At 70.8% G+C, this 26,260-nt stretch carries 22 protein-coding genes and 1 riboswitch; of the genes, 11 read left to right on the top strand and 11 right to left on the bottom strand.

Translation table 11 applies throughout. The features are described from left to right. Positions 1 to 12 precede the first annotated feature (12 nt). The 3 genes from ACQPZF_RS18325 (at position 13) to ACQPZF_RS18315 (ending at position 2,061) form a co-directional block, all read left to right on the top strand. Positions 13 to 762 (top strand): (2Fe-2S)-binding protein, encoded by a 750-nt coding sequence (locus ACQPZF_RS18325; protein ID WP_433273167.1) that lies wholly within the window; start codon positions 13 to 15, stop codon positions 760 to 762. 154 nt (positions 763 to 916) lie between these two features. Further along, a riboswitch (cobalamin riboswitch) is annotated at positions 917 to 1,092 on the top strand. 31 nt (positions 1,093 to 1,123) lie between these two features. Further along, positions 1,124 to 1,309 carry a CbtB domain-containing protein gene (locus tag ACQPZF_RS18320; RefSeq protein ID WP_433273165.1) on the top strand — a complete coding sequence of 62 codons (186 nt, stop codon included), beginning with the start codon at positions 1,124 to 1,126 and terminating at the stop codon, positions 1,307 to 1,309. A gap of 8 nt (positions 1,310 to 1,317) precedes the next feature. Further along, entirely contained in the window at positions 1,318 to 2,061 is a 744-nt protein-coding gene (locus ACQPZF_RS18315) for a CbtA family protein (protein WP_433273164.1), read from the top strand. A gap of 221 nt (positions 2,062 to 2,282) precedes the next feature. On the opposite strand, the gene ACQPZF_RS18310 is transcribed toward ACQPZF_RS18315, so the two are convergent. Both ACQPZF_RS18310 and metH read right to left on the bottom strand, forming a co-directional pair. After that, positions 2,283 to 2,921: an HAD family hydrolase gene (locus ACQPZF_RS18310; protein WP_433274601.1), complete on the bottom strand. Its 639-nt coding sequence runs from the start codon at positions 2,919 to 2,921 to the stop codon at positions 2,283 to 2,285. Between the two features lie 296 nt (positions 2,922 to 3,217). Beyond that, the gene (gene metH / locus ACQPZF_RS18305) at positions 3,218 to 6,754 is read right to left on the bottom strand and encodes a methionine synthase (protein ID WP_433273162.1); all 3,537 of its coding nucleotides are present in this window, start codon (positions 6,752 to 6,754) and stop codon (positions 3,218 to 3,220) included. 50 nt (positions 6,755 to 6,804) lie between these two features. Between metH and ACQPZF_RS18300 the strand changes: the two genes are divergently transcribed. Both ACQPZF_RS18300 and ACQPZF_RS18295 read left to right on the top strand, forming a co-directional pair. Then, on the top strand, positions 6,805 to 7,701 hold the full coding sequence (locus ACQPZF_RS18300) for a PAC2 family protein (protein ID WP_433273160.1): 897 nt from the start codon (positions 6,805 to 6,807) through the stop codon (positions 7,699 to 7,701). A gap of 166 nt (positions 7,702 to 7,867) precedes the next feature. Continuing rightward, positions 7,868 to 8,989 carry an MFS transporter gene (locus ACQPZF_RS18295; protein WP_433273158.1) on the top strand — a complete coding sequence of 374 codons (1,122 nt, stop codon included), beginning with the start codon at positions 7,868 to 7,870 and terminating at the stop codon, positions 8,987 to 8,989. Here the strand turns inward: ACQPZF_RS18295 and ACQPZF_RS18290 are convergent. The 5 genes from ACQPZF_RS18290 to ACQPZF_RS18270 are packed head-to-tail and all read right to left on the bottom strand — an operon-like array spanning position 8,986 to position 15,325. Then, a complete protein-coding gene (locus tag ACQPZF_RS18290; RefSeq protein ID WP_433273156.1) occupies positions 8,986 to 11,016 on the bottom strand; it encodes a PIG-L family deacetylase in 2,031 nt (676 codons plus the stop codon). The genes ACQPZF_RS18295 and ACQPZF_RS18290 overlap by 4 nt on opposite strands. Positions 11,017 to 11,026: 10 nt before the next feature. Beyond that, positions 11,027 to 12,220 carry an MFS transporter gene (locus ACQPZF_RS18285; protein ID WP_433273154.1) on the bottom strand — a complete coding sequence of 398 codons (1,194 nt, stop codon included), beginning with the start codon at positions 12,218 to 12,220 and terminating at the stop codon, positions 11,027 to 11,029. After that, entirely contained in the window at positions 12,217 to 12,774 is a 558-nt protein-coding gene (locus tag ACQPZF_RS18280) for an ArsR/SmtB family transcription factor (protein ID WP_433273152.1), read from the bottom strand. The genes ACQPZF_RS18285 and ACQPZF_RS18280 overlap by 4 nt, the downstream gene beginning before the upstream one ends. Positions 12,775 to 12,827: 53 nt before the next feature. Further along, positions 12,828 to 14,429 (bottom strand): ABC transporter permease, encoded by a 1,602-nt coding sequence (locus tag ACQPZF_RS18275; protein ID WP_433273150.1) that lies wholly within the window; start codon positions 14,427 to 14,429, stop codon positions 12,828 to 12,830. Continuing rightward, positions 14,426 to 15,325: an ABC transporter ATP-binding protein gene (locus ACQPZF_RS18270; RefSeq protein WP_433273148.1), complete on the bottom strand. Its 900-nt coding sequence runs from the start codon at positions 15,323 to 15,325 to the stop codon at positions 14,426 to 14,428. The genes ACQPZF_RS18275 and ACQPZF_RS18270 overlap by 4 nt, the downstream gene beginning before the upstream one ends. A gap of 102 nt (positions 15,326 to 15,427) precedes the next feature. On the opposite strand from ACQPZF_RS18270, the gene ACQPZF_RS18265 reads away from it, so the two are divergent. After that, positions 15,428 to 15,907 (top strand): GbsR/MarR family transcriptional regulator, encoded by a 480-nt coding sequence (locus tag ACQPZF_RS18265; RefSeq protein WP_433273146.1) that lies wholly within the window; start codon positions 15,428 to 15,430, stop codon positions 15,905 to 15,907. A gap of 217 nt (positions 15,908 to 16,124) precedes the next feature. Beyond that, positions 16,125 to 17,933, top strand: a complete 1,809-nt coding sequence (locus ACQPZF_RS18260; protein ID WP_433273144.1) for a S8 family peptidase — start codon at positions 16,125 to 16,127, stop codon at positions 17,931 to 17,933. 83 nt (positions 17,934 to 18,016) lie between these two features. Here the strand turns inward: ACQPZF_RS18260 and mshC are convergent, their stop codons facing one another. Next, positions 18,017 to 19,255 (bottom strand): cysteine--1-D-myo-inosityl 2-amino-2-deoxy-alpha-D-glucopyranoside ligase, encoded by a 1,239-nt coding sequence (gene mshC, locus ACQPZF_RS18255; RefSeq protein WP_433273142.1) that lies wholly within the window; start codon positions 19,253 to 19,255, stop codon positions 18,017 to 18,019. Between the two features lie 83 nt (positions 19,256 to 19,338). Here mshC and ACQPZF_RS18250 point away from each other — a divergent pair, with 83 nt between their 5' ends. Next, positions 19,339 to 20,151, top strand: a complete 813-nt coding sequence (locus ACQPZF_RS18250) for an SPFH domain-containing protein (RefSeq protein WP_433274599.1) — start codon at positions 19,339 to 19,341, stop codon at positions 20,149 to 20,151. Between the two features lie 69 nt (positions 20,152 to 20,220). After that, complete coding sequence (ctaD, locus tag ACQPZF_RS18245; RefSeq protein ID WP_433273140.1) at positions 20,221 to 22,008, top strand: aa3-type cytochrome oxidase subunit I; 1,788 nt, start codon at positions 20,221 to 20,223, stop codon at positions 22,006 to 22,008. 456 nt (positions 22,009 to 22,464) lie between these two features. Here the strand turns inward: ctaD and ACQPZF_RS18240 are convergent, their stop codons facing one another. Continuing rightward, the gene (locus ACQPZF_RS18240) at positions 22,465 to 23,058 is read right to left on the bottom strand and encodes a TetR/AcrR family transcriptional regulator (RefSeq protein WP_433273138.1); all 594 of its coding nucleotides are present in this window, start codon (positions 23,056 to 23,058) and stop codon (positions 22,465 to 22,467) included. 51 nt (positions 23,059 to 23,109) lie between these two features. Here ACQPZF_RS18240 and ACQPZF_RS18235 point away from each other — a divergent pair, with 51 nt between their 5' ends. After that, complete coding sequence (locus ACQPZF_RS18235) at positions 23,110 to 24,591, top strand: flavin-containing monooxygenase (protein WP_433273136.1); 1,482 nt, start codon at positions 23,110 to 23,112, stop codon at positions 24,589 to 24,591. 33 nt (positions 24,592 to 24,624) lie between these two features. Next, positions 24,625 to 25,281, top strand: a complete 657-nt coding sequence (locus ACQPZF_RS18230) for a class I SAM-dependent methyltransferase (RefSeq protein WP_433273134.1) — start codon at positions 24,625 to 24,627, stop codon at positions 25,279 to 25,281. A 136-nt stretch (positions 25,282 to 25,417) separates the two neighbouring features. Here the strand turns inward: ACQPZF_RS18230 and ACQPZF_RS18225 are convergent, their stop codons facing one another. Continuing rightward, positions 25,418 to 25,984 (bottom strand): hypothetical protein, encoded by a 567-nt coding sequence (locus tag ACQPZF_RS18225; RefSeq protein ID WP_433273132.1) that lies wholly within the window; start codon positions 25,982 to 25,984, stop codon positions 25,418 to 25,420. 86 nt (positions 25,985 to 26,070) lie between these two features. Next, on the bottom strand, positions 26,071 to 26,247 hold the full coding sequence (locus tag ACQPZF_RS18220) for a DUF397 domain-containing protein (RefSeq protein ID WP_433273130.1): 177 nt from the start codon (positions 26,245 to 26,247) through the stop codon (positions 26,071 to 26,073). Between the last annotated feature and the right edge of the window lie 13 nt (positions 26,248 to 26,260).

Raw genomic sequence — 26,260 nt, 5'->3', positions numbered from 1 at the left:
CAGACTAGCCACGTGTCCGACTACGTCCGCGTGCTGTCCACCTTGCGCCAGATTCGTGGCCTCAGCCCCTTCTTCGCCCTCGATGTCGGCCGGCCCGAGGCCGGAACAGTCGGGAGCCAATGGCGATCCGAGGGTGATGGGCAGTCCGGGGGCGAAGGACAGTCCGGCGGCGAAGGGCAGTCCGGGGGTGAGTGGCAGTCCGGCGGCGCTCTGCTAGACGGGTCGGCATTGCCCGACACGCTCCGGGCGATCGCCGAGCGGTACCGGACCGGGGAGCCCCGGGTGGCGGCGTCCTTGTTCTTCCTCAGCTACACGGCCCGCTTGCTCTGCCCGACGGTCGCCGCCCATGCCGTGGGCGGGGTTGCGCCGGACATCCGGCCCGGCAACCTGTGGTGGCACTACGGGCCGGACGGGCTGCGGGTGCGCATCGAGGAACCGGTCGCCGGCGTCGGCATCGCCGAGTCGCTGGAGCCGGTGGTGGAGGCGATCCGCGAGGTCGTCCCGGTGGCGCGAGGCCTGCTGTGGGGCAACGCGGCGTCCTCGATCGCCGGGGCGTTGCGCACCGTCAGCCGCAGTGGCGTCGCGTCGGCGGAGGACTGCCTCGTGTTGGGCGGGCGGCTGCTCGGCGACCCGCCCTTCCGGGACTCCGGGGATTTCCTCCCGTTCCCCGACGAGGTGGTGTTCCGCCGGCGGAGCTGCTGCCTGTACTACCGACTCGACGGCGGCGGGACCTGCGGCGACTGCCCGCTGCCGCCGAGGTGACCGCCGAAGTGGCCTGAGTCGTCAACGGCAACGACCTGAGCTGCAGGCGGCCACAAAGCGACAGGCCGGATATCGGGCGGGCGCGGAGCGGGGTGTGGTCGGGTGGGGTGGATGACAACTCGTCTGGTCGGTTGTGCCGGGGTGTCGTGGCCATCTACGGTTCGACCGCCGCAGTGGACGGGAAGCCGGTGGGAATCCGGCGCGGTCCTCGCCACTGTGACCGGGGAGCCAACCCGCCGAGAACGTCACTGGTCGCACACTGCGGCTGGGAAGACGCGGGGACGGTGTCGATCCGGGAGTCAGGAGACCGGCTGCGGCATGAGTTGTTGTTGACCTTCCACGAGGTATGGAGGAGGCCGTCATGACGAGCCCCGCGCACTCCCTTTCCATTCCCATTCCCAGGTGGGCCTACGCTGTCGCGCTGGTCGCGCTGATGGTCACCTGGCTGGTCCTCCAGGAGAACGGCGTCGCGCTCGGCCACGCCGCCGAGTCTCTGCACGAGTTCTTCCACGACGGGCGGCACGCGCTCGGCGTCCCGTGCCACTAGGGCCGGCCATGACCAGCTATCGGAGCGTGCTGCTGCGCGGGATCGGCGCGGGGGGCATCGCCGGGCTGCTCGCGGGCCTGGTCGGTCTCTTCGTGGTCGAAGTGCCGATCCGGGCCGCGTTGGCCGTCGAGGAGGCGCGGGCCGCCGCCGAGCCGGCCCCGACCGGCGGGCACGACCACGGCGAACTGTTCGGTCGGGGCACGCAGTTGGTCGGCGGTGTGCTCGCGGCGGTGATCGTCGGCTTGGCGGTCGGCGCGTTGTTCGCCACCGCCTACGCCGGTTCACGGCGCTGGTTCACCGACCGGACGCCGTTCAGCCGGAGCGTGTCGCTGGCCGCGGCGGTGTTCGGGGCGGCGGCGCTGCTGCCCGCGATCAAGTACCCGGCGAACCCGCCGGCGGTGGGCGACCCGAACACGGTGGGCTACCGGACGGTGCTCTACCTGGGCGTCATCGCGGCGGGTCTGCTCCTGGTGTTCGGCGCGGGCTACCTCGCGTCCCGGCTGGGACATCTCAGCCGGCCGGTGCGGTTCACCGCGGTCGCGCTGGCCGTGGTCGCCGGGTTCGCGGTGATCCTGCTGGCGTTCCCGGCGCCGCCGGACGCGATTCCGGCGGACATGCCTAGCGACGTCCTGTGGGACTTCCGGCTGGCTTCGCTCGCCGAGACGGCCACGCTGTGGCTCGGTCTGGGCGTCGCGTTCGGCCTGCTGATCGACCCGGCCGTGCGGAGCAAAACCCAGGCGCTCACCGCCTGACCGACAACCCGCCTGACCGACCGCCGCCTGACCGACGATCGCCTGACCGACGATCGCCTGACCGACCACCCGCCTGACCGACGATCCGCCACCAACCAGAAAGGTCACGGCGCAGGTTGCCGGACCGCCGACATAGGGGTCGTCCTGGCCGGGTCCGCACCCGACCAGGACAACCCCGGACGTGCCGGCTCAAGAGACGGTTCGGACGTGCGGGCTCAAGATCAGCTCTCGCCACGCAGCGCGGCGAGCACGTCGAGGTCCACCCCGACCAGCGACTCGCGGAAGATCCGGCGCTCCCCCGCCGACACCGGCACATCACACGGCACGACGAGGACCGTGCAGCCCGCCGCCACGGCCGACGCGACGCCGGTCGGCGAGTCCTCGATCGCCACGCACGCCCCGGCCTCCACGCCCAGCAGCCGGGCCGCCTTCAAGTACGGGTCGGGCAGCGGCTTGTTGCGGCCCTCCACCTCGTCCCCACATACGGTCACGTCGAACAGGTCGCGGCCGATGGTGTCGAGGGCGACCTCGGTCAGCCCCCGCTCCGTCGACGTCACGAGCGCCATCGGCACGCCGGACGACCGGACCGCCCGCAGCGCCTCCCGCGCCCCCGGACGCCACGGCAGGCCCTCCCGGAACACCTCCTCGGTGCGCCGCATGATCCACGCCGCGCCGTCCGCCGTCTCCTCCTCCGTCGGCGTGATGCCGACCTCGGCGAACAGCAGCGCCATCGTCGTCGGCACGTTCGACCCGACCATCGCCTGCCGGGTCGCCAGCGACAGGCTGCCGCCCAGCTTCTCGGCGAACTCGTAGAGCGGGATGTCCCACAGCTTCTCCGAGTCCAACAGCGTGCCGTCCATGTCCCACAGCACGGCTTCGACGCTCACCGGGCCTCCTCCACGCTCACCGCCCGCACCTTGCCTCCGACCCGACCAGCGGCACCGCCTGCTCGCCGTCGTGCGCGGCCCACGCCTCGCCTGTCATCGCCCACAGGGCCGAGCGCGGCCGGCACGGCAAACCGCAACGGCCGGCCGCGGGACCCCCCAGCCACGTCGTCGTGGACGTGCGGACTCCCGGCGTGGCCTCACCGCGATGCCACCCGCCAGCCTTCCCTACTTCTCCGGGTGGCGGCAGTCAGGCGAGACCGAAGTCTCGATCACGCGTTGAAGTACTTCGCCTCGGGGTGGTGCGCCACGAAGGCGTCGGTGGACTGCTCGGGGTGCAGTTGCAGCTCCTCGGATAGCTGGACGCCGATCCTGCCCGGCTCCAGCAGCTCCACCACCTTGACCCGGTCCTCCATGTCCGGGCACGCGCCGTAGCCCAGCGAGTAGCGGGCGCCGCGGTAGCCGAGCTTGAAGAACTCCTCCACGTCGTCCGGGTCCTCCGCCGACACCGACGCGCCGTCGGACCAGCGCAGCTCCTCGCGGATGCGCCGGTGCCAGTACTCGGCCAGCGCCTCGGTGAGCTGCACGCCCAGGCCGTGCACCTCCAGGTACTCCCGGTAGGAGTCCTTGGCGAACAGCTCGTTGGCGTAGTCCGCGATCGGCTGGCCCATGGTGACCAGGTGGAACGCGATCACGTCCACCTCGCCGGACTCGCGGGGCCGCCAGAAGTCGGCCAGGCACAGCCGCCGGTCGCGCTTCTGCCGGGGGAACGTGAACCGCAGCCGCTCCGGCGAGTCGGGCTTGGGCTCCTGCAACACCACCAGCGAGTCACCCTCGGACACGCACGGGAAGTACCCGTACACGACCGCCGCGTGCGCCAGCACTCCCTCGGTGGCCAGCCGGTCCAGCCAGTACCGCAGGCGCGGCCGGCCCTCGGTCTCCACCAGCTCCTCGTAGGTCGGACCGCCGCCGCGCGAGCCCTTCAGGCCCCACTGGCCCATGAACGTGGCGCGCTCGTCCAGCATCGCCGAGTAGTCCGCCAGCGGCACGCCCTTGACCACGCGGGTGCCCCAGAACGGCGGCGTCGGGATCGGCACGTCCACGGCGACGTCGGAGCGGCCGACCTCGACCGGCTCCTCCTGCGCGGCCTTGCGCTCGGCGGCGATGCGCAGTGACCGCTCGCGGCGCGCCTTGCGCTCGGCGGCCTTGCGCTCCGCCTCCGGGTCGACCGCGGGCGACTCGCCGCGCTTGGCGGCCATGATCGCGTCCATCAGCCGCAGGCCCTCGAACGCGTCCCGCGCGTACCGGACGTCGCCCAGGTACATGTCGGTCAGGTCGTTCTCGACGTAAGCCCTGGTCAGCGCCGCACCGCCGAGCAGGACCGGCCACCGCGCGGCGACACCGCGCGAGTTCATCTCCTCCAGGTTCTCCTTCATGATCACCGTGGACTTGACCAGCAGGCCGGACATGCCGATGGCGTCGGCGCGGTTTTCCTCGGCGGCGTCGAGGATGGCGGTGATCGGCTGCTTGATGCCGATGTTGACGACCTCGTAGCCGTTGTTGGACAGGATGATGTCCACCAGGTTCTTGCCGATGTCGTGCACGTCGCCCTTGACCGTGGCGAGCACGATCCGGCCCTTGCCGCCGTCGTCGGACCGCTCCATGTGCGGCTCCAGGTAGGCCACGGCGGTCTTCATGACCTCGGCGGACTGGAGCACGAACGGCAACTGCATCTCGCCGGAGCCGAACAGCTCGCCGACCACCTTCATGCCGGACAGCAGGGTGTCGTTGATGATCTGCAGCGCCGGACGCTCCTTGAGCGCTTCCTCCAGGTCGGCCTCCAGGCCGTTGCGCTCGCCGTCCACGATCCGGCGCTCCAGCCGCGCGAACAGCGGCAGCGCCGCCAGCTCCTCGGCCCGCGAAGCCCGGCTGGAGGACATGCTGACGCCCTCGAACAGCTCCATCAGCCTCTGCAGCGGGTCGTAACCCTCCCGGCGGCGGTCGTAGACCAGGTCCAGCGCCACGGCGCGCTGCTCGTCGGGGATCCGCGCCATCGGGATGATCTTCGACGCGTGCACGATCGCGGTGTCCAGGCCCGCCTGGACGCACTCGTGCAGGAACACCGAGTTCAGCACCTGCCGGGCGGCCGGGTTGAGGCCGAACGACACGTTCGAGATGCCCAGCGTCGTCTGCACCTCGGGGTACCGGCGCTTCAGCTCCCGGATCGCGCTGATCGTCTCCAGGGCGTCCTTGCGCACCTCCTCCTGCCCGGTGGAGATCGGGAAGGTGAGGGTGTCGATGATGATGTCGCTGGTGCGCACGCCCCAGTTCCGGGTCAGGTCCTCGATCAGCCGGACCGCGACGCGCACCTTCCACTCGGCGGTGCGGGCCTGGCCCTCCTCGTCGATGCACAGGGCGACGACCGCCGCGCCGTGCTCGGACACCAGGCGCATGATCCGCTGGAACCGGGAGTCGGGACCGTCGCCGTCCTCGTAGTTGACCGAGTTGACGGCGCTGCGCCCGCCCAGGCACTCCAGGCCCGCCTGGAGCACCTCGGGCTCGGTGGAGTCGAGCATGATCGGCAGCGTGGACGCGGTGGCCAGCCGGCTCGCGAGCTGCCGCATGTCGCCCGCGCCGTCGCGGCCCACGTAGTCGATGTTGAGGTCGAGCATGTGCGCGCCGTCGCGGGTCTGGTCGCGGGCGATCTCGATGCAGTCGTCGAACCGCCCGTTGAGCATCGCCTCCCGGAACGCCTTGGAGCCGTTCGCGTTGGTGCGTTCGCCGATCATCAGCACGGAGGCGTCCTGGCGGAACGGCACGGCCTGGTAGAGCGACGAAACACCCGGCTCGGGCCGGGGGCGGCGGGTGCTGGGGCCCAGGTCGCGGACGGCTTCCACGACCTGGCGGACGTGTTCGGCGGTGGTGCCGCAACAGCCGCCGACCAGGCGCGCGCCGAACTCGGTGACGAACCCGGACAGCGCGACGGCCAGCTCCTCGGGCGAGAGCGGGTAGACCGCGCCGCGCGGGCCGAGTTCCGGCAGGCCGGCGTTCGGCATCACGGACAGCGGGATGCGGGCGTGCTTGGCTAGCTGGCGCAGGTGCTCGCTCATCTCGGCCGGGCCGGTGGCGCAGTTCAGGCCGATCAGGTCGATGCCCAGCGGCTCCAGCGCGTTGAGCGCCGCGCCGATCTCGGAGCCGAGCAGCATCGTGCCGGTCGTCTCGACGGTGACCTGGGCGATGATCGGCACCCGGATGCCCTCGGCGGCCATCGCGCGCTTCGCGCCGATGATGGACGCCTTGGTCTGGAGCAGGTCCTGGGAGGTCTCCACGATCACCGCGTCGACGCCCCCGAGCAGCATGCCGCGCACCTGTTCGACGTAGGCGTCGCGCAGCGTGGCGTAGGGGGCGTGGCCGAGGGTCGGCAGCTTCGTGCCGGGCCCGACGGAGCCGAGCACGAACCGGGGCCTGCCCGGCTCGGAGAACTCGTCGGCGACCTCGCGGGCGAGCGCCGCGCCGCGGTGCGAGAGGTCGAAGATCTGATCTTGGATGCCGTACTCGGCGAGGTTCGCGAGGTTGGCGCCGAAGGTGTTCGTCTCGACCGCGTCCGCGCCTACCGCGAAGTAGCCGCGGTGGACCTGGCGGACCACATCCGGCCTGGTCACGTTGAGGATCTCGTTGCAGCCTTCGTGACCTGCGAAATCGTCCAGGCTCAGCTCGACGGACTGCAGCATTGTGCCCATCGCACCATCCGCCACGACCACGCGGTCGGCGAGTGCGTCCAGCAGGGGCGAAGAGACACGATCCGGCATGGGCCAAGCCTACGGCGTCGGGTGCGCGGTGGTGGTCGTAGGCTGACCCGGTGACCGATCCGGACCAGGCCGCCAAGACCCCTTTCGACCCCAGCAAACCGCTCACCAACCCGATCATGGTGGCGGCGTTCGAGGGGTGGAACGACGCTGGAGACGCTGCCAGCACGGCGATCGAGCACCTGCAACTCACCTGGGACGCCACGCCGCTCGCGGAGATCGATCCGGACGACTACTACGACTTCCAAGTGACGCGTCCCACAGTCCGCATGGTGGACGGCGTCACTCGACGGGTTGAATTTCCGACGACGAGGTTGTCGGTCTGCCGCCCGCCGGGTTCCGCCACGGACGTGGTTCTGGTACACGGCATCGAGCCGAACATGCGCTGGCGGAAGTTCGCCGGCGAACTGCTGGGCCACATCGAGGATCTCGGCATCACCACCGTCGTGACGCTGGGCGCGCTGCTGATGGACACCCCGCACACCCGCCCGGTGCCCGTGACCGGGACCGCCTACGACGCGGCGGCGGCCTCGAAGTTCGGCCTGGAGCGGTCGCGCTACGAGGGCCCGACCGGGATCGTCGGCGTGTTCCAGGACCTGTGCGTGCAGGCAGGGGTGCCCGCCATCTCCTTCTGGGCGGCCGTTCCGCACTACGTGTCGCAGCCGCCGTCGCCCAAGGCGACCTTGGCGCTGCTGCACCGGGTGGAGGAGGTGCTGGACGTCGAGGTGCCGCTGGGCGCGCTGCCCGAGCAGGCCGAGGAGTGGGAGCGGACGGTCAGCGAGATGGCCGACGAGGACGAGGACGTGCGCAACTACGTGCGGGCGCTGGAGGAGCGCGGCGACGCGGAGATCCAGATCACCGAGGCCAGCGGCGACGCGATCGCGGCGGAGTTCGAGCGCTACCTGCGGCGTCGCGGCCGGGGGCCGGGTCGAGGACCGACCGGTATCTGACCAGGTCAGGGGCTGCCGGCCGGCACGCGTCCGGTCAGCCTGCCCGCGTCGCCTGCCCGGCAGGCGGCTGGACTCCGCCCCGGCTGCGCGCAACACGACCGAACCCCGAACAACCAGGTCGCCCGACGTCCCGTGAAAGAGTGGCCGGGACTCGGAGGGGGTGTCGGTGGGCGCACGGCGGCTCGCGGTGGTCGGCATGTACGCCGGTGGGTTCCTCGGGCCGTTCGGCGGGGCCGTGACCTCGTCGGTCCTCCCCGAGATCGGTGGCGACTTCCACGTCTCGGCCGGCACGGCGGCGACCACGTTGACCGGCTACCTCCTGCCGTTCGCCGGGTTCATGCTGGTCTCCGGGACGCTGGGCGAGCGCTGGGGCGCGCGGCGGACGGTGCGCTCCGCCTACCTCGTCTACGTGGTCGCGTCCGTCCTGTGCGCGGTGTCGTGGTCCTTCCCGCTGCTGATCGGCGGGCGGGCGATCCAAGGCGCGGCCAACGCCTTCACCACGCCGCTGCTCCTGGCGACCATCGCCGCCGTCACGCCGAAGGAACGGCTGGGCCGTGCGCTCGGCATGTTCGCCTCGATGCAGGCCGCCGGGCAGACGTCCGCGCCGCTCGTCGGCGGGCTGGCGGCCGAGGCCTCGTGGCGGTGGGCCTTCGTCGGCGCGGCCGTCGTGGCGGGGTTGCTGGCGCTCACCGGGCTGCCCGCCGACCCTCCCCGGAGCGAGCGGCCACCGAGGCTGCGCAGTGCCTGGCGACCGGAGGTCCTCCGCCTGGCCGCGGTCGGGTTCGTCGGCTGGGGGTGTCTGGGTGGGGTGTCGTTCCTGGTCGCGTTGCGGCTCGGGGACGACTTCGGGCTCGGCGCGGGTGCCCGCGGGCTGGTGTTGACCGGGTTCGGGGTGGTCGGGATCGTCGCGGCGCGGTTGACCGGCTGGCTGATCGACCGCTTCGGACCTCGTCGGTGCGTGCTGCTCGGCACGACGGTCGGCTCGGTCCTGCTCGCCCTCATCGGGGTGCTGCCGAGCCTGGTCGCGGTCGGCGCGTTGTGGGCGGTGTCGGGTGCGTTCTCGCAGGCGGTGATCGTCGGGTTGAACGCCTTGGTGCTCCGGGACGACGGCGCCAACCGGGGCGGGGCGGTGTCGGTGTTGCAGTCGTTCCGGTTCATGGGTGGCGCGGCGTCGCCGATGGCGTTCGTGCCGCTCTACCACCTGAACCCGATGTCGGCGTTCCTCACGCCAGCGGCGTTGGTGCTGCTCCTCCCGCCGGGTCTGCTCTGGCGGCGGCGAGGACGCTAGGCCGGTTGCAGCACCACCCAGTTGTCGAAACCGGCGGTGCCGCCGGCGCTCTGCTGGCGGCGGACCAGCAGCCCGCCGCGGTCGTCCAAGGCGAACAACACCACCCGCCCGGACGGGTCGGTCGACGCCGCGGGCTGCCCGACGAGGAACCCGCCGAGGTCGGTCCACCGCGTGCCGAACGAGCCGTTCGCCGCGGTCTGCCTGGTGGTGCTCACGCCGCCGCCCCGGTTCGTGGTGAACACCAGGACGCGGGCGTCGGACACCCCGGCGGGCGCGTCGGCCACGGCCGGCGCGCCGACGCCGCCCTGGCTGGACAAGTCCTCGCGCGCCGACGTCCAACTGCCGTCGGCAAGCTGCCAGGTGTGGCCGACGAGCGCCGCCCGGTCGCCCGCCAGCCGGTAGAACACGTCCTGCCGACCGTCCTCGTTCAGCGCGACCGACGGCGGACCGGACGGCTCGAACCCGGCCAGGTCCGGCCGCGGGGTGAACGCGCCACCCGCCGGGGCGGACCAGTGCCTGATCCGGCCGACGCCGTTCACCACCGCGAACCCGAACACGTCCGTGCCGCCGGACCGGTCCACCCCGACCGCCAGACCGTCCTGGAGACCGGTGCCGCCGGCGTCCGCCCAGTGCGGGCCGGTGAGCGTCCGCAGGCTCAGGCCGCCGCCGGCGTTCTTCACGAACACCCTGATCAGCCCGTCCGCACCGCGCTTGGCGACCGGCGTGCCGACCTGGCCGGCGGCGGCGCCGGTGTTGGGGCTGCCCAGCGAGGTCCAGTCGCCGAAGCCCGCGTTCACCGCGGTCTGCGCGATGGCGACGACCTCGTGCGTGTCCAGCCGCCGGGCGATCACGTGCAGCCGGCCGTCCGCCCCCTCCTCGACCGAGACGCCCGGCCCGAGCGGTCCCGGCGCGGCGAGCGTCGTCGACGACCAGCCGGACGCGGTCTGCCACCACGTCGCGAGCCGCCCGCCCTGCACGGCGAACGCCTGGAGCCGGCCATCCTGGTTGCGCCCGGCCCACGTGGTGCCGGTGGCGTGGCGGTGGATCATCCGCTGCGGCCACGCCGCGTACGCGCCGGTGTCGTCCGAGGAGGCATCCCACAGGTCGTAGGCCGCGTAGTCGGCCGCCTTCTCGGCGCGCTTGCCCGCGTCGAGGTTCACCGGCGACGCCTCGATGTTGTAGTTGCGGTGCGGCACGATCCGGACCACCGCGCGACCGCCCGGCCCGGCGTAGCCGCGGGCGGCCTCGGCGGCGAACCGCGCGCCGATCACGTGGTCGCTGTGGTCGTGCAGCCACTCCGGCCGCTGGTGGCGCGGGTCGGGATCGGGGTCCTGGGTGCGGATCACGGTCGGCTGGTACCGCTCGTAGAGCCCGCGCAGCACGGCGACGAGCGAGGCCCGGTCGGGCAGCGGGTTGCGCACGTCGTCCCGCCACAGCTCGGTGCCGCTGGGCACCATCGAGCAGGTGCCGCGTTCGTCGAACCACAGGTGGTACAGGCTGGCGCCGTTGAGCCTCGGCGGGCCGGAGCACGGGCGCGCGGCGTCGTCGCTGCTGTCCGCCCATTCCGGGACGTTCAGGAACACCAGCCGGATCTCCGGGCGGGCGGTCAGCGTGTGGACTTCCAGCCAGTACGTGCCCACCAGGGACTTGACCTGGGTCCACGAGTCGGCGACGCCCGCCATCCGCGCGTACGCCGCCCGCGCCCCGAGCTGGCGGCAGCGGGCGTAGTCCTCGCGGTCGAGCGTCGCGTCGTCGCGGCACGCCGCGAGCGGCGGATCACCCGCCCGGCCCGGCCCGATCTCCCGGAACGCCTCGCCGGCGGTGATGAACACCGTCGTGTTGGGCCGCCGGGCCGCGATCGAGTTCCGCACGTCCGGGTTCATGAACAGGACGTCGTCGTCCTGGTGCGCGACCACGTTCACATAGGACGCGGCCGGCGCGGCGACGACCAGCGGCGACGCCGGCGCCGGCGCGGCGAGCACCACTGACGCCAGGAACAGGGCGCACAGCACGGCACCGAACCGCATGGGCTCCCCCTCAAGAGCTGCTTGCCGCCAACCTAACGGAGGAGAAACCGATCAGGAAGGTAGCCAATCCCGCCGCCAGGTACAGCCCCGCCTGGACGTCGAGCAGCACGGTCAGCCCGAGCGGCACGGCCAGCAGGCCGGCCAGCACCATCCCCAGCGCCTGGAACCCGTCGTAGAGGCTCATGAACGTCGACAGCACCCGCCCGCGCACAGCGTCCGACGTGTGCAGTTGCAGCACCGACATCATCCCCGCGCCCGCCGTCACGCCCGGCGCTCCGCAGAGCGCGAACGTCACCAGGAAGAACCCGAACGCCGTGGTGAGGTACGGCCCGTTCCACCCCACGGCCGCGATCACCGCGAACACCACCAGCGACCAGCCCAGCAGCGACCACGCCGACATCCGCCGGGCCAGCAGACCCACCGCCGCGCCGCCCGCGAGCCCGCCGATGGCCTGGATCCCGCGCAACAACCCGACTTCCTCTTCACCGCCGCCGAGCCGTTCGGCCACGAACACCACGAACAGCACCACGAACATGCCCTGGCTCAACGCCATCAGCCCGACCACGGCCACCATGCCGCGCAACGGCCCCCGGATCTCCCGCAACCCGTCCAGCCAGGCCCGGAACACCCGAGCGTCGCCGGACCGGTTGACCACCCCGAACGGCCGGGCCAGCAACACCGCCGCCACCAGGAACGACGCCACGTCCGCCCACAGCACGCCCGGCAGCCCCGACCAGCCGAGCACCAGCCCGCCGAGCGACGCGCCGATCAGCCGGGCGAGGTTGGTGTTCAACCCGACCAGCCCGTTGGCCGCCGTGACCTGGTCCGGTCCGACGAGCTGCGGCAGCAGGGCGTTCTTCGCGGGCTCGAACAGCGCGGCCAGCGCCGCTTGGACGGCCATCACCACGTTGACCACGACCAGGTCCCCGGTGAGCAGCGGCAGCAGCGCCAAGGCCTGCGCGACGCTCACGCACAGCATGAGCCGCCGCCGGTCCCACCGGTCGGCCAGCACCCCGGCCAGCGGCGACAGCGCCAGGCTCGGCAGCAGCGCCACCACGAAAGTGGTCGCGGTCGAGCCCACCGACCCGGTGAGCCGGTAGACGTAGACCGGCAGGGCGACGAGCAGGATCCAGTCGCCGATCTCCGAGACGAACCCGGCGACCCACATCCGCCGGAACGCCGGTAACCCCAGCGGCCCGGTCATCGCGGGAACGCCCGGATTCCGACGTGGGCGGGCAGCGCGTCCTCGGGCACGTCCGTCCGCAGCGGCACGAGGTAGGGCCGCAGGATGTCGTCGATCATCCCGAGCAGCCCGGTCAGCTCCTCCGCCGTCACGTTCACCGTGTAGCCGTGCAGCGCGGCGGCCCGCAGCCACTCGCCGGGCAGCTCGTGCTGCCGGTCCAGGAAGCGCTGCGCGAGCCGGTTGTCCTCGTTGAGCTGCAACGCGATCAACGCGTCCTGCTGGGTGCGCACCGCCGGGTCCTCGGAGAACGCGCCGATGTCGAACCCGACCTCGGTGGCCCGCCACGGCCGTTCCCGCCCGTCCCCCGCTTCCGCGCGGTCCACGAAGCCGAACTTGGCCAGTTGCCTGAGGTGCCAACTGCAGTTGGACGCCGTCGAGCCGACCTCGGCGGCGCACTCGCTGGCCGTGCGCGGGCCCACCGCCACGAGGTGCTGCAAGAGCGTCACCCGGAGCGGGTGGGCCAGCGCTTTCAACGCGTCGACGTCGGAGACCCGCCGGGGCTGGGGAAGATCCATGCCCCGACGGTAAACCTGAAAGAGGTCTTTCGAAAGACCTCTTTCGGTTTTTCTCAGCCGATGTCGCGCCGCCGGAACCCCGCGTACCCGACTGCGGCGAGCGCCGCCGCCACCACCGTCAGCCACACCAGCGGGGTGGCGGTCAGGTCAGCCCCGGGCACCTTGGGGATGTGCGTGAACGGCGACAGGTCCAACGCCCACTGGCCCAGCCCCAGCAGCCCGCCGAGCTGGCCGAGCACCAGGAACACCACCAGGAACGCCCAGCTCACCGTGGTCAGCTTGGGGAACAGGCCGAACAGCGCGAGCGCGATGCCCGCGACCACCCACACCGCCGGCACGTGCGCCAGCGCGGAGCCCACCAGCCGCCCGACCTGCCCGCCGACGTCGCCGACACGAGCACCATGCACGAGTCCAGCGCCGAGCCCCGCGGCGGCCAGCACGACGGCCGCGCCCAGCGTCGAGAACACCAGGTGGCTCGCCACCCAGGAGATCCGCCGGACCGGCGTGGCGAGCACCGGCTCGGCGCGGAACCCGGCCTCCTCGGTGCGCAGCCGCAGCGTCGCCTGCACCACGTAGATCGCACTGAACAGGCCGATGATGCCGAGGATCGAAGCGAGGTAGACGTCCACGATCGCGCCCGAGCCGCCCATCTGGGAGATGACCTTCTCCAGCGCCGGGTTGGCCTCCAACATCTCCTCGACGCCGCGCGCGACCGCCCCGTACACGCAGCCGAGCACGAACAGGCTCAGCGTCCAGCCCAGCAGCATGCCCCGCTGCAACCGCCAGGCCAGGCCGAACGCGCTGCCCAGCGACGCCGGCGCACGGGCCGGACCGAGCCGCGTCGGCACCAGCCCGCCGCCGTGGTCCCGCCGCGTGACCAGCGCCGACGCCGCGCCCACCAGCACGGCGGACAGCGCGGCCGACAGCAGCAGCACCCACCAGCGGTCGCCCGCGAACGCCCGCACCTGCTCCAGCCACCCGATCGGTGACAGCCAGGTCAGCCACGTCGGCCCCTGGTCGCCCGCCGCGTCGCCGACCGCCCGCAGCAGGTACGCCAGCCCCAGCACCGCGCCGGACATGGCGTTCGCGGTCCGCGCGCTCTCGGTGAGCTGCGCGGTCACCGCGCCGACGCCGGCGAACACCCAGCCGGTGGCCGTGAACGCCAGCCCCAGCGCGAACGAGCCGCCCGCCTGCTCCCCCAGCCCGACCAGGCCGAGCCCGATCAGCACGCCGATCAGCAGGCTCGCCAGCGCGGACACCGCCACGGCGGCGGCCAGCGGCGCGTGCCGCCCGGTCACCGTGGAGCCGATCAGCTCCAGCCGCCCGGTCTCCTCCTCGGCCCTGGTGTGCCGGGTGACCAGGAACATCGCCATCAGGCCGGTGAGCAGGCCGCCGAACACGCCCCACCGCCAGGCCAGGATGCCGCCGATGCTGGTGTAGTCGTAGATCGGGCCGAGCATCGCCAGGAAGGCGGGGTTGGCCCCCGCGGCGGCCCCCAGTTGCTCCCGCAACGCCACCGTGCCGTACAGCTCGTACATGCCGGACGCGGTGGACAGCGTGATCCCGACCAGACCCAGCACCCAGATCGGCAGCAGCAGCCGGTCGCGCCGCAGCGCGAGGCGGACCAGGGCGCCGGTCCCCACGAGCGCCGTCATGACTTCACCGCCGCCACGGGCGCCTCGTAGTGGCGCAGGAACAGCTCCTCCAGCGTGGGCGGCTGGCTGGTCAGCGCCCGGACACCGGACGAGACCAGGGCGCGCAGCGCGGCCTCCAGGTGGTCGGTGTCGACCTCGAACCGCACGCGCTGCCCCTCGACCTTCAGGTCGTGCACGCCGGGCAGCGCCGCCAGGCCGTTGGGCGGCCCCGCCAGCTCGGCGGACACGCTGGTGCGGGTCAGGTGCCGCAGGTCGGCCAGCGTGCCGGTCTCCACGGTGCGGCCGTTGCGGATGATGCTGATCCGGTCGCACAGCGCCTCGACCTCGGCCAGGATGTGGCTGGACAGCAACACGGTGCGCTTGCCGCGCTCCTCGTTGACCGCCTCCTGGAACACGGCCTCCATCAGCGGGTCCAGACCGGAGGTCGGCTCGTCCAGGATCAGCAGCTCCACGTCCGAGGCGAGCGCCGCGACCAGGGCCACCTTCTGCCGGTTGCCCTTGGAGTAGGTGCGGCCCTTCTTGCGCGGGTCCAGCTCGAACCGGTCGAGCAGGTCCTTGCGCCGCCGCTCGTCCAGGCCGCCGCGCAGCCGGCCGAGCAGGTCGATGACCTCGCCGCCGGTGAGGTTGGGCCACAGGCTGACGTCGCCGGGCACGTAGGCCAGCCGGCGGTGCAGCGCGGCCGTGTCGCGCCACGGGTCGCCGCCGAGGAGGGTGGCCGAGCCGCCGTCGGCGCGCAGCAGGCCCAGCAGGACCCTGATGGTGGTCGACTTGCCCGCCCCGTTCGGACCGAGGAAGCCGTGCACCTCACCCGTCCGGACAGTCAGGTCCAGACCGTCCAGGGCTCGCGTCGGGCCGAACGTCTTGACCAGGCCCGATACGGATATCGCATCGCTCATGGCCGGTAAGCTACAGTGATTTCACAAACTCGTGAAGTTAAGGAAGCGTATAAACTCCCACCCGATCGTGGGACCGGAGAGGATGATGCGGCGGTGACCCGGATGGCGGAGCGGGACGACCAGGCGGTACTGCGCTTCATCGAGCGCTTCGCGTCGGCCTTCGCCGAGTCGGGCATGCCGAGGATGCCGGCCCGGGTGTTCGTCGCGCTGCTCGCCTCCGACAGCGGCAGCCTCACCGCCGCCGAGCTGGCCGACCTGCTGCGCGTGTCGCCGGCCGCGATCTCGGGCGCCATCAGGTACCTCACCCAGGTGAATCTGGTGAGCCGCGAGCGCAAGACCGGGTCGCGCCGCGACGTGTACCGGGTGTATGAGGACGTCTGGTACGAGGCCATCTTCCGCCGCGAGCAGATGATGACACGCTGGGAAAGCCCGCTCAAAGAAGGCATCGACGTGCTGGGCCCGCGCTCCCCCGCCGGGCGGCGCATCGCCGAGACGCTCGCCTTCTTCGAGTTCATCCACCGCGAGCTGCCGAACCTGCTGGAGCGCTGGCGGGTGCACCGGGACGAGCGCTTTAACTCCTGACTGAATCGGCCGTGAACAGCGGTTTCTGTTTTGTGGCCGGTTCGGGGGCCACCGGATTACGCCCAACGGCGCTACTCGCCGCAGGGTTTTGTCCGGACTATGCAGGGGACCAGGTCACACCACCCGTTCGCGCGAACGTGCCAAACCCTGCAAGCCCACCCGTCCGGCAAATCCGCCAGGATGGGTAGGCGCCCCTGCCTCAAGGGAGAACCCCGTCATGGGACACGCCCGCTTGATCAGAAGGACGGCCATACTCGGGCTGGCCGCGATATCGGCCGCGGCCGTGGCGTTCAGCCACGTCGGCGTCGCCTCGGCCGAGGGCCAGGTGCTCGCCGCCGACAGCCCGAACGCCGTGCCCGGCTCGTACATCGTCGCGCTGCGCGACTCGGCGTCGCCGAGAGCGCTGTCCGCGTCGGCCGCCGACGCCCTCGTCGCCAAGTACGGCGGCCAGGTCCGCACGACCTGGCAGCACGCGTTGAACGGCTTCCACGCGTCGCTGTCGGCAGTCCAGGCCCGGCGCATCGCGGCCGACCCGCGGGTCGACTTCGTGCAGGCCGACCTGAAGGTGCAGTTGGAGGGCGTGCAGCCCAACCCGCCGTCGTGGGGGTTGGACCGCATCGACCAGCAGAACCTGCCGCTGGACAACAGCTACACCTACCCCAACGGGGCGAGCAACGTCAACGCCTACGTCATCGACACGGGCATCCGGATCTCGCACTCCGACTTCGGGGGACGCGCCACCTGGGGCACCAACACGGTGGACAGCAACAACACCGACTGCCACGGCCACGGCACGCACGTGGCCGGCACGGTCGGCGGCACCCGGTACGGCGTGGCCAAGGAAGTCAAGCTGGTCGCGGTCAAGGTGCTGAACTGCCAGGGCTCCGGCACCTCGGCCGGCGTCGTGAACGGCGTCAACTGGGTCGCCCGGAGCGCCGTCAAGCCGGCCGTGGCGAACATGAGCCTCGGCGGCAGCGCGGACACCGCGACGGACACCGCGGTGCGCAACCTGGTCGCGGCGGGCGTCACCACCGCGGTGGCGTCGGGCAACGACAACGCCAACGCGTGCAACTACTCGCCGGCCCGCGTCCGCGAGGCGATCAGCACCAACGCCTCCAACCGGTCCGACGCCCGTGCCTCGTTCTCCAACTTCGGCACCTGCACCGACCTGTTCGCGCCCGGCGAGCAGATCACGTCCGCCTGGCACACCAACGACACCGCGACCAACACCATCAGCGGCACCTCGATGGCGTCCCCGCACGTCGCGGGCGCGGCGGCGATGTACGTCTCGTCCAACCCGTCGGCCACCCCGGCGCAGGTCGAGACCGCCCTGGTGACCGCGGCGACCTCGGGCAAGATCACCAACCCGGGTTCCGGCTCGGCGAACAAGCTGCTGTTCGTCATCGGCGGCACGCCGAACAACCCGCCGAGCGTCAACAACCCCGGCAACCAGACCGGCACCGTGGGCACCCCGGCCAACCTCCAGGTCACGGCGACCGGCGGCACCCCGCCCAACACGTTCTCGTTCAGCGGCCTGCCGGCCGGCCTGACCGGCAACGCGTCCGGCCAGGTCACCGGCACGCCGACCGCAGCGGGCACCTCCAACGTCACCGTCACGGTGACCGACTCGGCCTCCCGCACCGGCACCGCGACGTTCACCTGGACGATCCGCGGCACCAGCGACGGCTGTGACCCGGCCACCAACGCCAACGACGTGGCGATCGCGGACAACAGCGACGTGAACAGCTCGATCGACCTGAGCTGCACTGGCAACGCGTCGGCCACCACGCAGGTGACGGTCAACATCCTGCACACCTACATCGGCGACCTGGTCGTCGACCTGGTGGCGCCGGACGGCACCGTCTACAACCTGCACAACCGGTCCGGCGGCAGCGCGGACAACATCAGCAAGACCTTCTCGGTGAACGCCTCCTCGGAGACGGCTTCCGGCACCTGGAAGCTCCGTGTCCGCGACCAGGCAGCCATCGACACGGGTCGCATCGACACCTGGACGATCGACGCGTGACCTGAGTTCTCCCCCGGTGGGGCCACCCGTTCGCGGGTCGGCCCCACCGCCTTTTCCGGCGGGGTGAGCGGCACCCCGGCCGGCTACAGCTCCACGCCCAGCAGGGCGTCCACGGCGTCGCGGAACCGCCTCGGCGCGGCCTCGACGCTGCCGCCGGTCGACAGGGCTTCCGCAGCCCACGCGTCCAGCGCGGCCAGTGCGCCCGGGGTGTCGAGGTCGTCGCCCAGGTGGTCGCGGAGCCTGGCCACGGTGTCGTCGACGCACGGACCGGAGTCCAAGGCCGCCGCACGCCGCCAGGTGGCCAGACGGTCCAGGGCTTCGGACAGCAGGGCCTCGCTCCACGGCCGGTCCGCCCGGTAGTGGCCGGCGAACAGCGCCAGCCGCACCGCGCCCGGGTCGACGTTCTGCGCCCTCAGCTTGGAGACGAAGACCAGGTTGCCCCGGGACTTCGACATCTTCTCGCCGTCCAGGCCGATCATGCCCGCGTGCACGTAGTGCCGCGCGAACGGGTGCTCGCCGGTCAGCGCCTCGGCGTGGGCGGCGCTGAACTCGTGGTGCGGGAAGATCAGGTCGGAGCCGCCGCCCTGCACGTCGAAGCCCGTGCCCAGGCGGTTCAGGGCGATGGCGCTGCACTCGATGTGCCAGCCGGGCCGGCCCGCGCCCAGTTCGGACGGCCACGACGGCTCGCCGGGACGGGCCATCCGCCACAGCAGGGCGTCCAGCGGGTGGCGCTTGCCGGGGCGGTCCGGGTCGCCGCCGCGTTCACCGAAGTACTTCGACATGGTGTCCACGTCGTAATTCGACTCGTAGCCGAAGCGCCCGGTGGCCGCGTGGTCGAAGTACACGTCGGGGTACTCGGCGTCGTCCACCCGGTACGCCGCGCCGTCGGCCAGCAGCTTCGCCACGGCCTCGACCACCTCCGGCACCGCCTCGACCGCGCCCACGTACTGGCGCGGGGGCAGCACCCGCAGCGCGACCATGTCCTCGCGGAACAGCGCGGTCTCGCGCATGCCGAGGACCACCCAGTCGTCGTGGTCGCGCTCGGCGCGCTCCAGCAGCGGGTCGTCCACGTCGGTGACGTTCTGGACGTAGTGCACCTCGTGGCCGTTGTCCAGCCACACCCGGTGGACCAGGTCGAACGTCAGGTAGGTCGCGGCGTGGCCCAGGTGGGTCGCGTCGTAGGGCGTGATGCCGCAGACGTACAGCCTGGCGGTGTCACCGGGGGCCGTGGGACGCACCTCGCCGGTGGACGTGTCGAACAGCCGCAGGGGCCGCGGCTCCCCCGCTACCCGCGGGACTGGGGTGGATGACCAGGTCTGCATGGGTCCGACCCTAACTCGCCCGGCCAAGCGGCGGTCCGCCTGGCGGGACGCCCGGCGTACCCTGACCGTGGGAGATGATCGCCATGATCCTCGGCATCGTGATCGGCGTCCTCGCACTGGCCGCGCTCGGGCTCGCGACCAGTGCCCGTGTGGTCAAGCAGTACGAACAAGGGCTGGTCTTCCGGTTCGGGCGGGTGCTGCCGGCGCTGCGCGGGCCGGGGTTGACCATGGTCGTGCCGGGGGTCGACCGGCTGAAGAAGGTGAACCTCCAGATCGTCACGCTGCCGATCCCCGCGCAGGACGGCATCACCCGCGACAACGTCACGGTCCGCGTCGACGCGGTCGTGTACTTCAAGGTCACCGATCCGGTGAGGGCCGTGGTCACGGTCGAGGACTACCGGTTCGCGATGTTGCAGGTGGCGCAGACGTCGCTGCGGTCCATCATCGGCAAGAGCGAGCTGGACGACCTGCTGTCCAACCGGGAGCGGCTCAACCAGGGGTTGGAGCTGATGATCGACAACCCGGCCGTGTCGTGGGGCATCGAGATCGACCGGGTGGAGATCAAGGACGTGGCGCTGCCGGAGAGCATGAAGCGCTCCATGTCGCGGCAGGCCGAGGCGGAACGGGAGCGGCGGGCCCGCGTCATCACCGCGGACGGCGAGTTGCAGGCGTCGAGGAAGCTGTCCGAGGCGGCGGCGCAGATGGCCGCGACACCGGCCGCGTTGCAGCTCAGGCTGCTCCAGACCATCGTCGAGGTGGCGGCGGAGAAGAACTCGACCCTCGTCCTGCCGTTCCCGGTCGAGCTGCTGAGGTTCCTCGAACGAGCGTCGGAGCAGATGTCGACGCAGGTCAAAGCCCCTGAACCCAGAGAGTCGACGGAGCGGCTGCCCGGCTGAGCGATTGCCGCCACCCGCCACTGGGTGGACGATGATCCTGCTCACGTCGTCGGGACGAGGGAGACGGTCATGACCGCGCTCAAGCCGGAACCCGTGATCACCCATCCGGGGGCGGCCCGACGACGGTCCAAAGGCGCCGTGCTGCTCGGCCTGCTCAAGACCACCGACCCGAAGCAGATCGGGCTGCTCTACCTGGTCACGTCCTTCGTGTTCTTCATGATCGGCGGCCTGATGGCGCTGCTGATCCGGGGCGAGCTGGCCCGGCCGGGACTCCAGTTCCTGTCCACCGAGCAGTACAACCAGCTATTCACCATGCACGGCACGATCATGCTGCTGCTGTACGCCACGCCCATCCTGTTCGGGTTCGCCAACTACATCCTGCCGTTGCAGATCGGCGCGCCGGACGTGGCGTTCCCCCGGCTCAACGCGTTCTCGTACTGGCTGTTCCTGTTCGGCGGCACGATCGTGGTGGCCAGCTTCGTCACGCCCGGCGGCGCGGCGGACTTCGGGTGGACGGCCTACACGCCGCTGTCCAGCGTCACGCACTCCCCCGGCATCGGCGGGAACCTGTGGATCATGGGCCTGACGGTCAGCGGCCTGGGCACGATCCTGGGCGGCGTCAACATGGTGACCACGGTGTGCTGCCTCCGCGCGCCCGGCATGACCATGTTCCGGATGCCGATCTTCACCTGGAACATCTTCGTCACCAGCATCCTGATCCTGATCGCGTTCCCGATCCTGACCGCCGCCCTGATGGGCCTGGCGGCCGACCGGCACCTCGGCGCGCACGTGTTCGACCCGGCCAACGGCGGGGTGATCCTCTGGCAGCACCTGTTCTGGTTCTTCGGGCACCCCGAGGTGTACATCGTGGCGCTGCCGTTCTTCGGCATCGTGAGCGAGATATTCCCGGTGTTCAGCCGGAAACCGCTGTTCGGCTACAAAGGCTTGGTCTTCGCCACGTTCGCCATCGCGGCCCTGTCGGTGGCGGTGTGGGCGCACCACATGTTCGCCACCGGCGCGGTGCTGCTGCCGTTCTTCTCGCTGATGACGTTCCTGATCGCGGTGCCCACCGGCATCAAGTTCTTCAACTGGATCGGCACCATGTGGCGGGGCTCGATCAGCCTGGAATCACCGATGCTGTTCAGCATCGGGTTCCTGATCACGTTCCTGCTCGGCGGCCTGACCGGCATCATCCTCGCGTCGCCGCCGTTGGACTTCCACGTGACCGACACGTACTTCGTCGTGGCACACTTCCACTACGTGCTGTTCGGGACGATCGTGTTCGCCACGTACGCGGGCATCTACTTCTGGTTCCCCAAGATGACCGGGCGGATGCTCAACGAGCCACTGGGCAAGCTGCACTTCTGGACCACGTTCATCGGCTTCCACTTGACGTTCCTGATCCAACACTGGCTGGGCAACATCGGCTTCCCGCGCCGCTACGCGGACTACCTGCCGTCCGACGGCTTCACCACGCTGAACACCATCTCGACCATCGGCGCGTTCCTGCTCGGCGCGTCGGTACTGCCCTTCGTGTGGAACGTGTTCCGCAGCTACCGCTTCGGCGACCCGGCGGAACGCGACGACCCCTGGGGCTTCGGCAATTCCCTGGAATGGGCGACCTCCTGCCCACCCCCACGCCACAACTTCACCGAACTACCCCGAATCCGCTCGGAACGCCCGGCCTTCGAACTGCACTACCCGCACATGGTGGAACGAATGCGCGACGAGGCACACTTCTCCCTCACCAAACCGGGCAAGCGCGAAGTACCAGCAGACAGCGCAACAGAGAAGGCCTTGGCCTCAACCGACCGCGACATGAAGACAACAGACAACAACAACAACGACGACAACTAGCGCTTGGTTTCCTCTTTCTAAGCAGCTTGACGGCAGAAGGGCAACCACGGACTCAACGCGCCCTATTAGCACGCAAGTCTGGACTCAAGCCGGGAACACTACGCAAAAGGACCACATCATCGAGGTCCTGTGATCTGTCAGGGGACCGGTGTCAGCGCAACACGCCGCCCGCAAAGCGACCCTCCCAGCCGACCGATCCGCGCCGCTCTTCTGATCCGCGCCGCTCTTCTGATCCGCGCCGCTCTTCGGGAAGAGGAACCGCGACTTGGCACGCTGGGCGGGTAGCTTTGCGGGCGGCGTGTGCGGTTGCCAGCCGTCCCCCGGCAGATTTTAGAACTATCGAAAGTGTGGTCCATCTCCGTAATGTTCCCGGCTTGAGCCCAGACCTGCGTGCTAATGGAGCACTTTGAGTCCGTGGTCCCTCTTCTGCCGTCAAGCTGCTTATAAAGTTCTTTTTCAAAGCGCGATGCCCAACAGCACCCTGACCGTGTCGGTGAGCACGCGGACCGGCAGGACGCCCTGCACCACGAACCGCTGCACACCCAGCCCGATGCCCAGGCTGAGCAGCGTCCGCGCCAGGTCGTGGGGCGGCAGCAACGGAGTGAGGCCGAACTCCTCCGCCTGGGACCGGATCAGGTCGGCCAATGCCCGGACGACCAGCGCGTCGCGGCGGCCGAGTTCGGTCTGGAGGTCGGCGTTCTGGCGGGCCTGCAACGCGAACTCGACCTCGAACTGGGTCCGGGGCGCGTCGCCGAGCATCACCTCGGCGTAGTCCTCGAAGGCGCGCAGCCGCTCGTCCAGGGTGCCGCCGCTGAACGCCTTGGCGATCTCCGCGATGCGTTCCGCGTACAGCCGGTCGACCACGACCAGGCACAGCTCGTCCTTGTTGCGGAAGTTCGAGTAGACCGCTCCCTTGGAGTAGCCGGCCGTCTCGGCGACCTTCTCCAACGACGTGGCGTGGTAGCCGTCGCGCAGGAACAGGCGCTGGGCGGTCTCGCTGAGCAGTTCGCGGGTGCGGGCCTGGCTTTCCGCACGGGTCAGTCTGGGCACCCGTGCAGCGTACGTTGACAGACCATTGGTATCGAAATACCGTCGGTATCCATGACGGCGGTGGACGTTCTGGTGGTGGGCGCGGGCGTGTCGGGCATCGGCGCGGCGGTCCGGCTCAAGCAGGCCGGGTTCGACCTGCTGGTGCTGGAGAAGGCCGCCGAGGTGGGCGGCACGTGGCGGGACAACACCTACCCCGGTTGCGCGTGCGACATCCCGTCGTCGCTCTACTCGTACTCGTTCGCGCCGAACCCGGACTGGGGGCGGGTGTTCGCGGAGCAGCCGGAGATCCGCGAGTACCTGCGGCGGACCGTGCGGCAGTTCGGCGTCCAGCCGCTGATCAGGTTCGACACCGCCGTCACCGAGGCCCGTTGGGACGGCTCGCACTGGCAGGTGTCGACCACCGACGGCCACTACACGGCACGGGTCCTGGTGTCCGGCACGGGACCGTGGCACGAGCCGTTGCTGCCGGACCTGCCGGGCCTGGCGGAGTTCCCCGGCGAGGTGTTCCACTCGTCGCGATGGAACCACGACTACGACCTGGCGGGCAAGCGGGTCGCCGTCGTCGGCACGGGCGCGAGTGCCATCCAGTTCGTGCCGAAGATTCAGCCGTTGGTGGGCAAGCTTCACCTGTTCCAGCGAACCGCGCCCTGGGTGCTGCCGAAGGTCGACCACCGGATGCCGTGGATCGAACGGGCGCTGTTCCGGCACCTGCCGGCCACGCAACGCTGGTACCGCAACGCGTTCTACGGGGGCCTGGAGTTGTTCAGCTTCGCCTTCCGGCACCCGCGCGTGATGAAGGTGATCCAGCAGGCGGGCCGGTGGAACCTGCGCCGCGCCATCCGCGACCCGAAGCTGCGCGAAGCGTTGACGCCGGACTTCATCCTGGGCTGCAAGCGGCTGCTGATGTCCAACACGTACTACCCCGCGCTGACCAAGCCGAACGTCGAAGTGCTGCCACAGGCCATCTCCCGCGTCGAAGGGAACGACGTCGTCGCGGCGGACGGCTCGAAGCGCGAGGTGGACGCGATCATCCTCGGCACCGGCTTCCACTTCAGCGACCCGCCCGTGGCCAAACACGTCTACGGCGCGGACGGCCGCAGCCTGGACGAGGTCTGGCAGGGCAGCCCCCAGGCGTACCTGGGCACCGCGATCCACGGCTTCCCCAACCTGTTCCTGCTGCTCGGCCCCAACCTCGGCACCGGACACTCGTCGGCGTTCACCATCGTAGAGACCCAACTCCGGTACGTGCTCGATGCGCTGAAGTCCATGCGCCGCAACGGTTGGCACAGCGTGGAGGTGCGCCGCCCCGTGCAGGAGGTGTTCAACACCGAAGTGCAGGAAGCCTTGCGCACCACCGTCTACAACGCGGGCGGGTGCGTCAGCTACTACCTCGACGCGAACGGCCGCAACAGCACGCTCTGGCCGTGGTCGACCGTGCGGATGACGAGGCGCATCAGGGACTTCTCCCCCGCCGACTACGTCACCTCGCCATCGGCGCAGGCGTCGGAGAGTCTCCCTGTGTCACGGGGATGACGTTCGCACCGATCCGGCGGATAGCCCTTCGATATGGTTTCCGCCGTGACCGAACCCTCCGTCCTGCACGACACCAGGGCTGCCTACGACGCCGTTGCGTCCCTCTACGCCGAGCTTTTCAGCAACGTGCTCGAAACCTTGCCGATGGAACGTGCGCTGCTGGCCGCGTTCGCCGAACTCGTGCAGGCCCACGACGCCGGACCGGTCGCGGACATCGGATGCGGCCCCGGCCACGTGACGGCGCACCTGCACGCGCTCGGGCCGACCACCTTCGGCATCGACCTGTCCCCCGCGATGGTCGCCCTGGCCCGCCGAGCGCATCCGCACCTGCGGTTCGACGAGGGATCGATGACCGCCTTGGACCTCGGCGACGGCGTTCTCGGCGGCATCCTCGCGTTCTACTCCACCATCCACACGCCGCCGCAGCACCTGCCGGCCGTGTTCACCGAGTTCCACCGAGTGCTGGCGCCGGGCGGCCACCTGCTGCTCGGGTTCTTCGCCGGCGACGACCCGCTGCCGCAGGAATTCGACCACAAGGTCGCCCCCGCCTACCGATGGTCGCCCGACGGGCTCGCGGAACTGTTGCGCCAGGCCGGGTTGGCCGAGGTCGCCCGGTTGCTGCGCGAACCCCATGAGGGCGAGCGGTTCCAACAGGCCCAACTGCTGGTTCGCAAGCCACCGCAGCTCTAGGCGGCCTCCAGGACGAAGAACAGGAAGCTCAGGAACGCCCCGGAGGCGTGCCTCGCAAGCTCGTCGGCGAAGATTTCACGCGGCCAGGTCCAGGATCGCGGGGCGCGCGTAGTAGGCGTTGATGAGGCCGGCTACGTCACGTCGTCGCAGGCGCGGGCGTCGGGAAATCGCCCTGTGTCACACGGATGACGTCTTCGCCGTAACGCGCCGCCAGCGCGACCCGGTCCGACTCGCTGCCCGCGACCGTCGTGACGTTGACGGCGGAACCGTCCACCGCCGGGCCCCACGTGGTGAGCTGAACGCCCTTGGTCTTCCAGTACTCGACGTCGGCGTTGATCCGGTCGATCACCTCACGCAGCCGCTTGAGGGAGTGCTTGGCGTCCACCAGTTCCAGCCCGGCTCCCCGCGCGGCGGCGCGGGCCGCCTCGTCCAGCGCCGGGTCCGGCCGGCGGTACACGACGACGACGCCCTTGTCCTGGTCGAGCCGCAGACCCGAGTAGGTGTCCGGGAAACCGGATTCCAGCAGCGGCCCCAGGGAGGACGCCGCCTCCTCCAGCACCGGATCGTTGGTCGGCGTGTCCGGTGTGGGCAGCGTCTTCTGCGTGGATGACGGCCGCCCGACGTCCTTCCCGACCTCCGACGTGGCGCACCCGCCCACCGCGAACGCGGCCAACAGCACGACTACTGGTCCGACCCGGTTCACGAGCACCCAACCCCTTCCGCGTCCGTCCGTCGGTAGCAGGACGGAACACGGAGGGTGTCGGGTTGCACCACGGTCGGCGACGGACCTCAGCTCGTCTTGAGGTGCTTGAGGAACCCGGCGAACTCCGCCGAGCCGAACACCAGCACCGGGCCGTCCGGGTTCTTCGAGTCCCGCACGGCCGCCGCGCGCGGCAGGTTCGCGATCTCGACACAGTTGCTCGCACCGTTCTGGCTGCGGCTGCTCTTGCGCCACTTGCTCGTCACGGCGGGAAGCCTC

The organism is Actinosynnema sp. CS-041913, from assembly GCF_050942485.1.
Classification (GTDB): domain Bacteria; phylum Actinomycetota; class Actinomycetes; order Mycobacteriales; family Pseudonocardiaceae; genus Actinosynnema.
The sequence above is the reverse complement of the archived record's forward strand: the minus strand, read 5'-3'. Positions and strand labels throughout refer to the sequence as shown.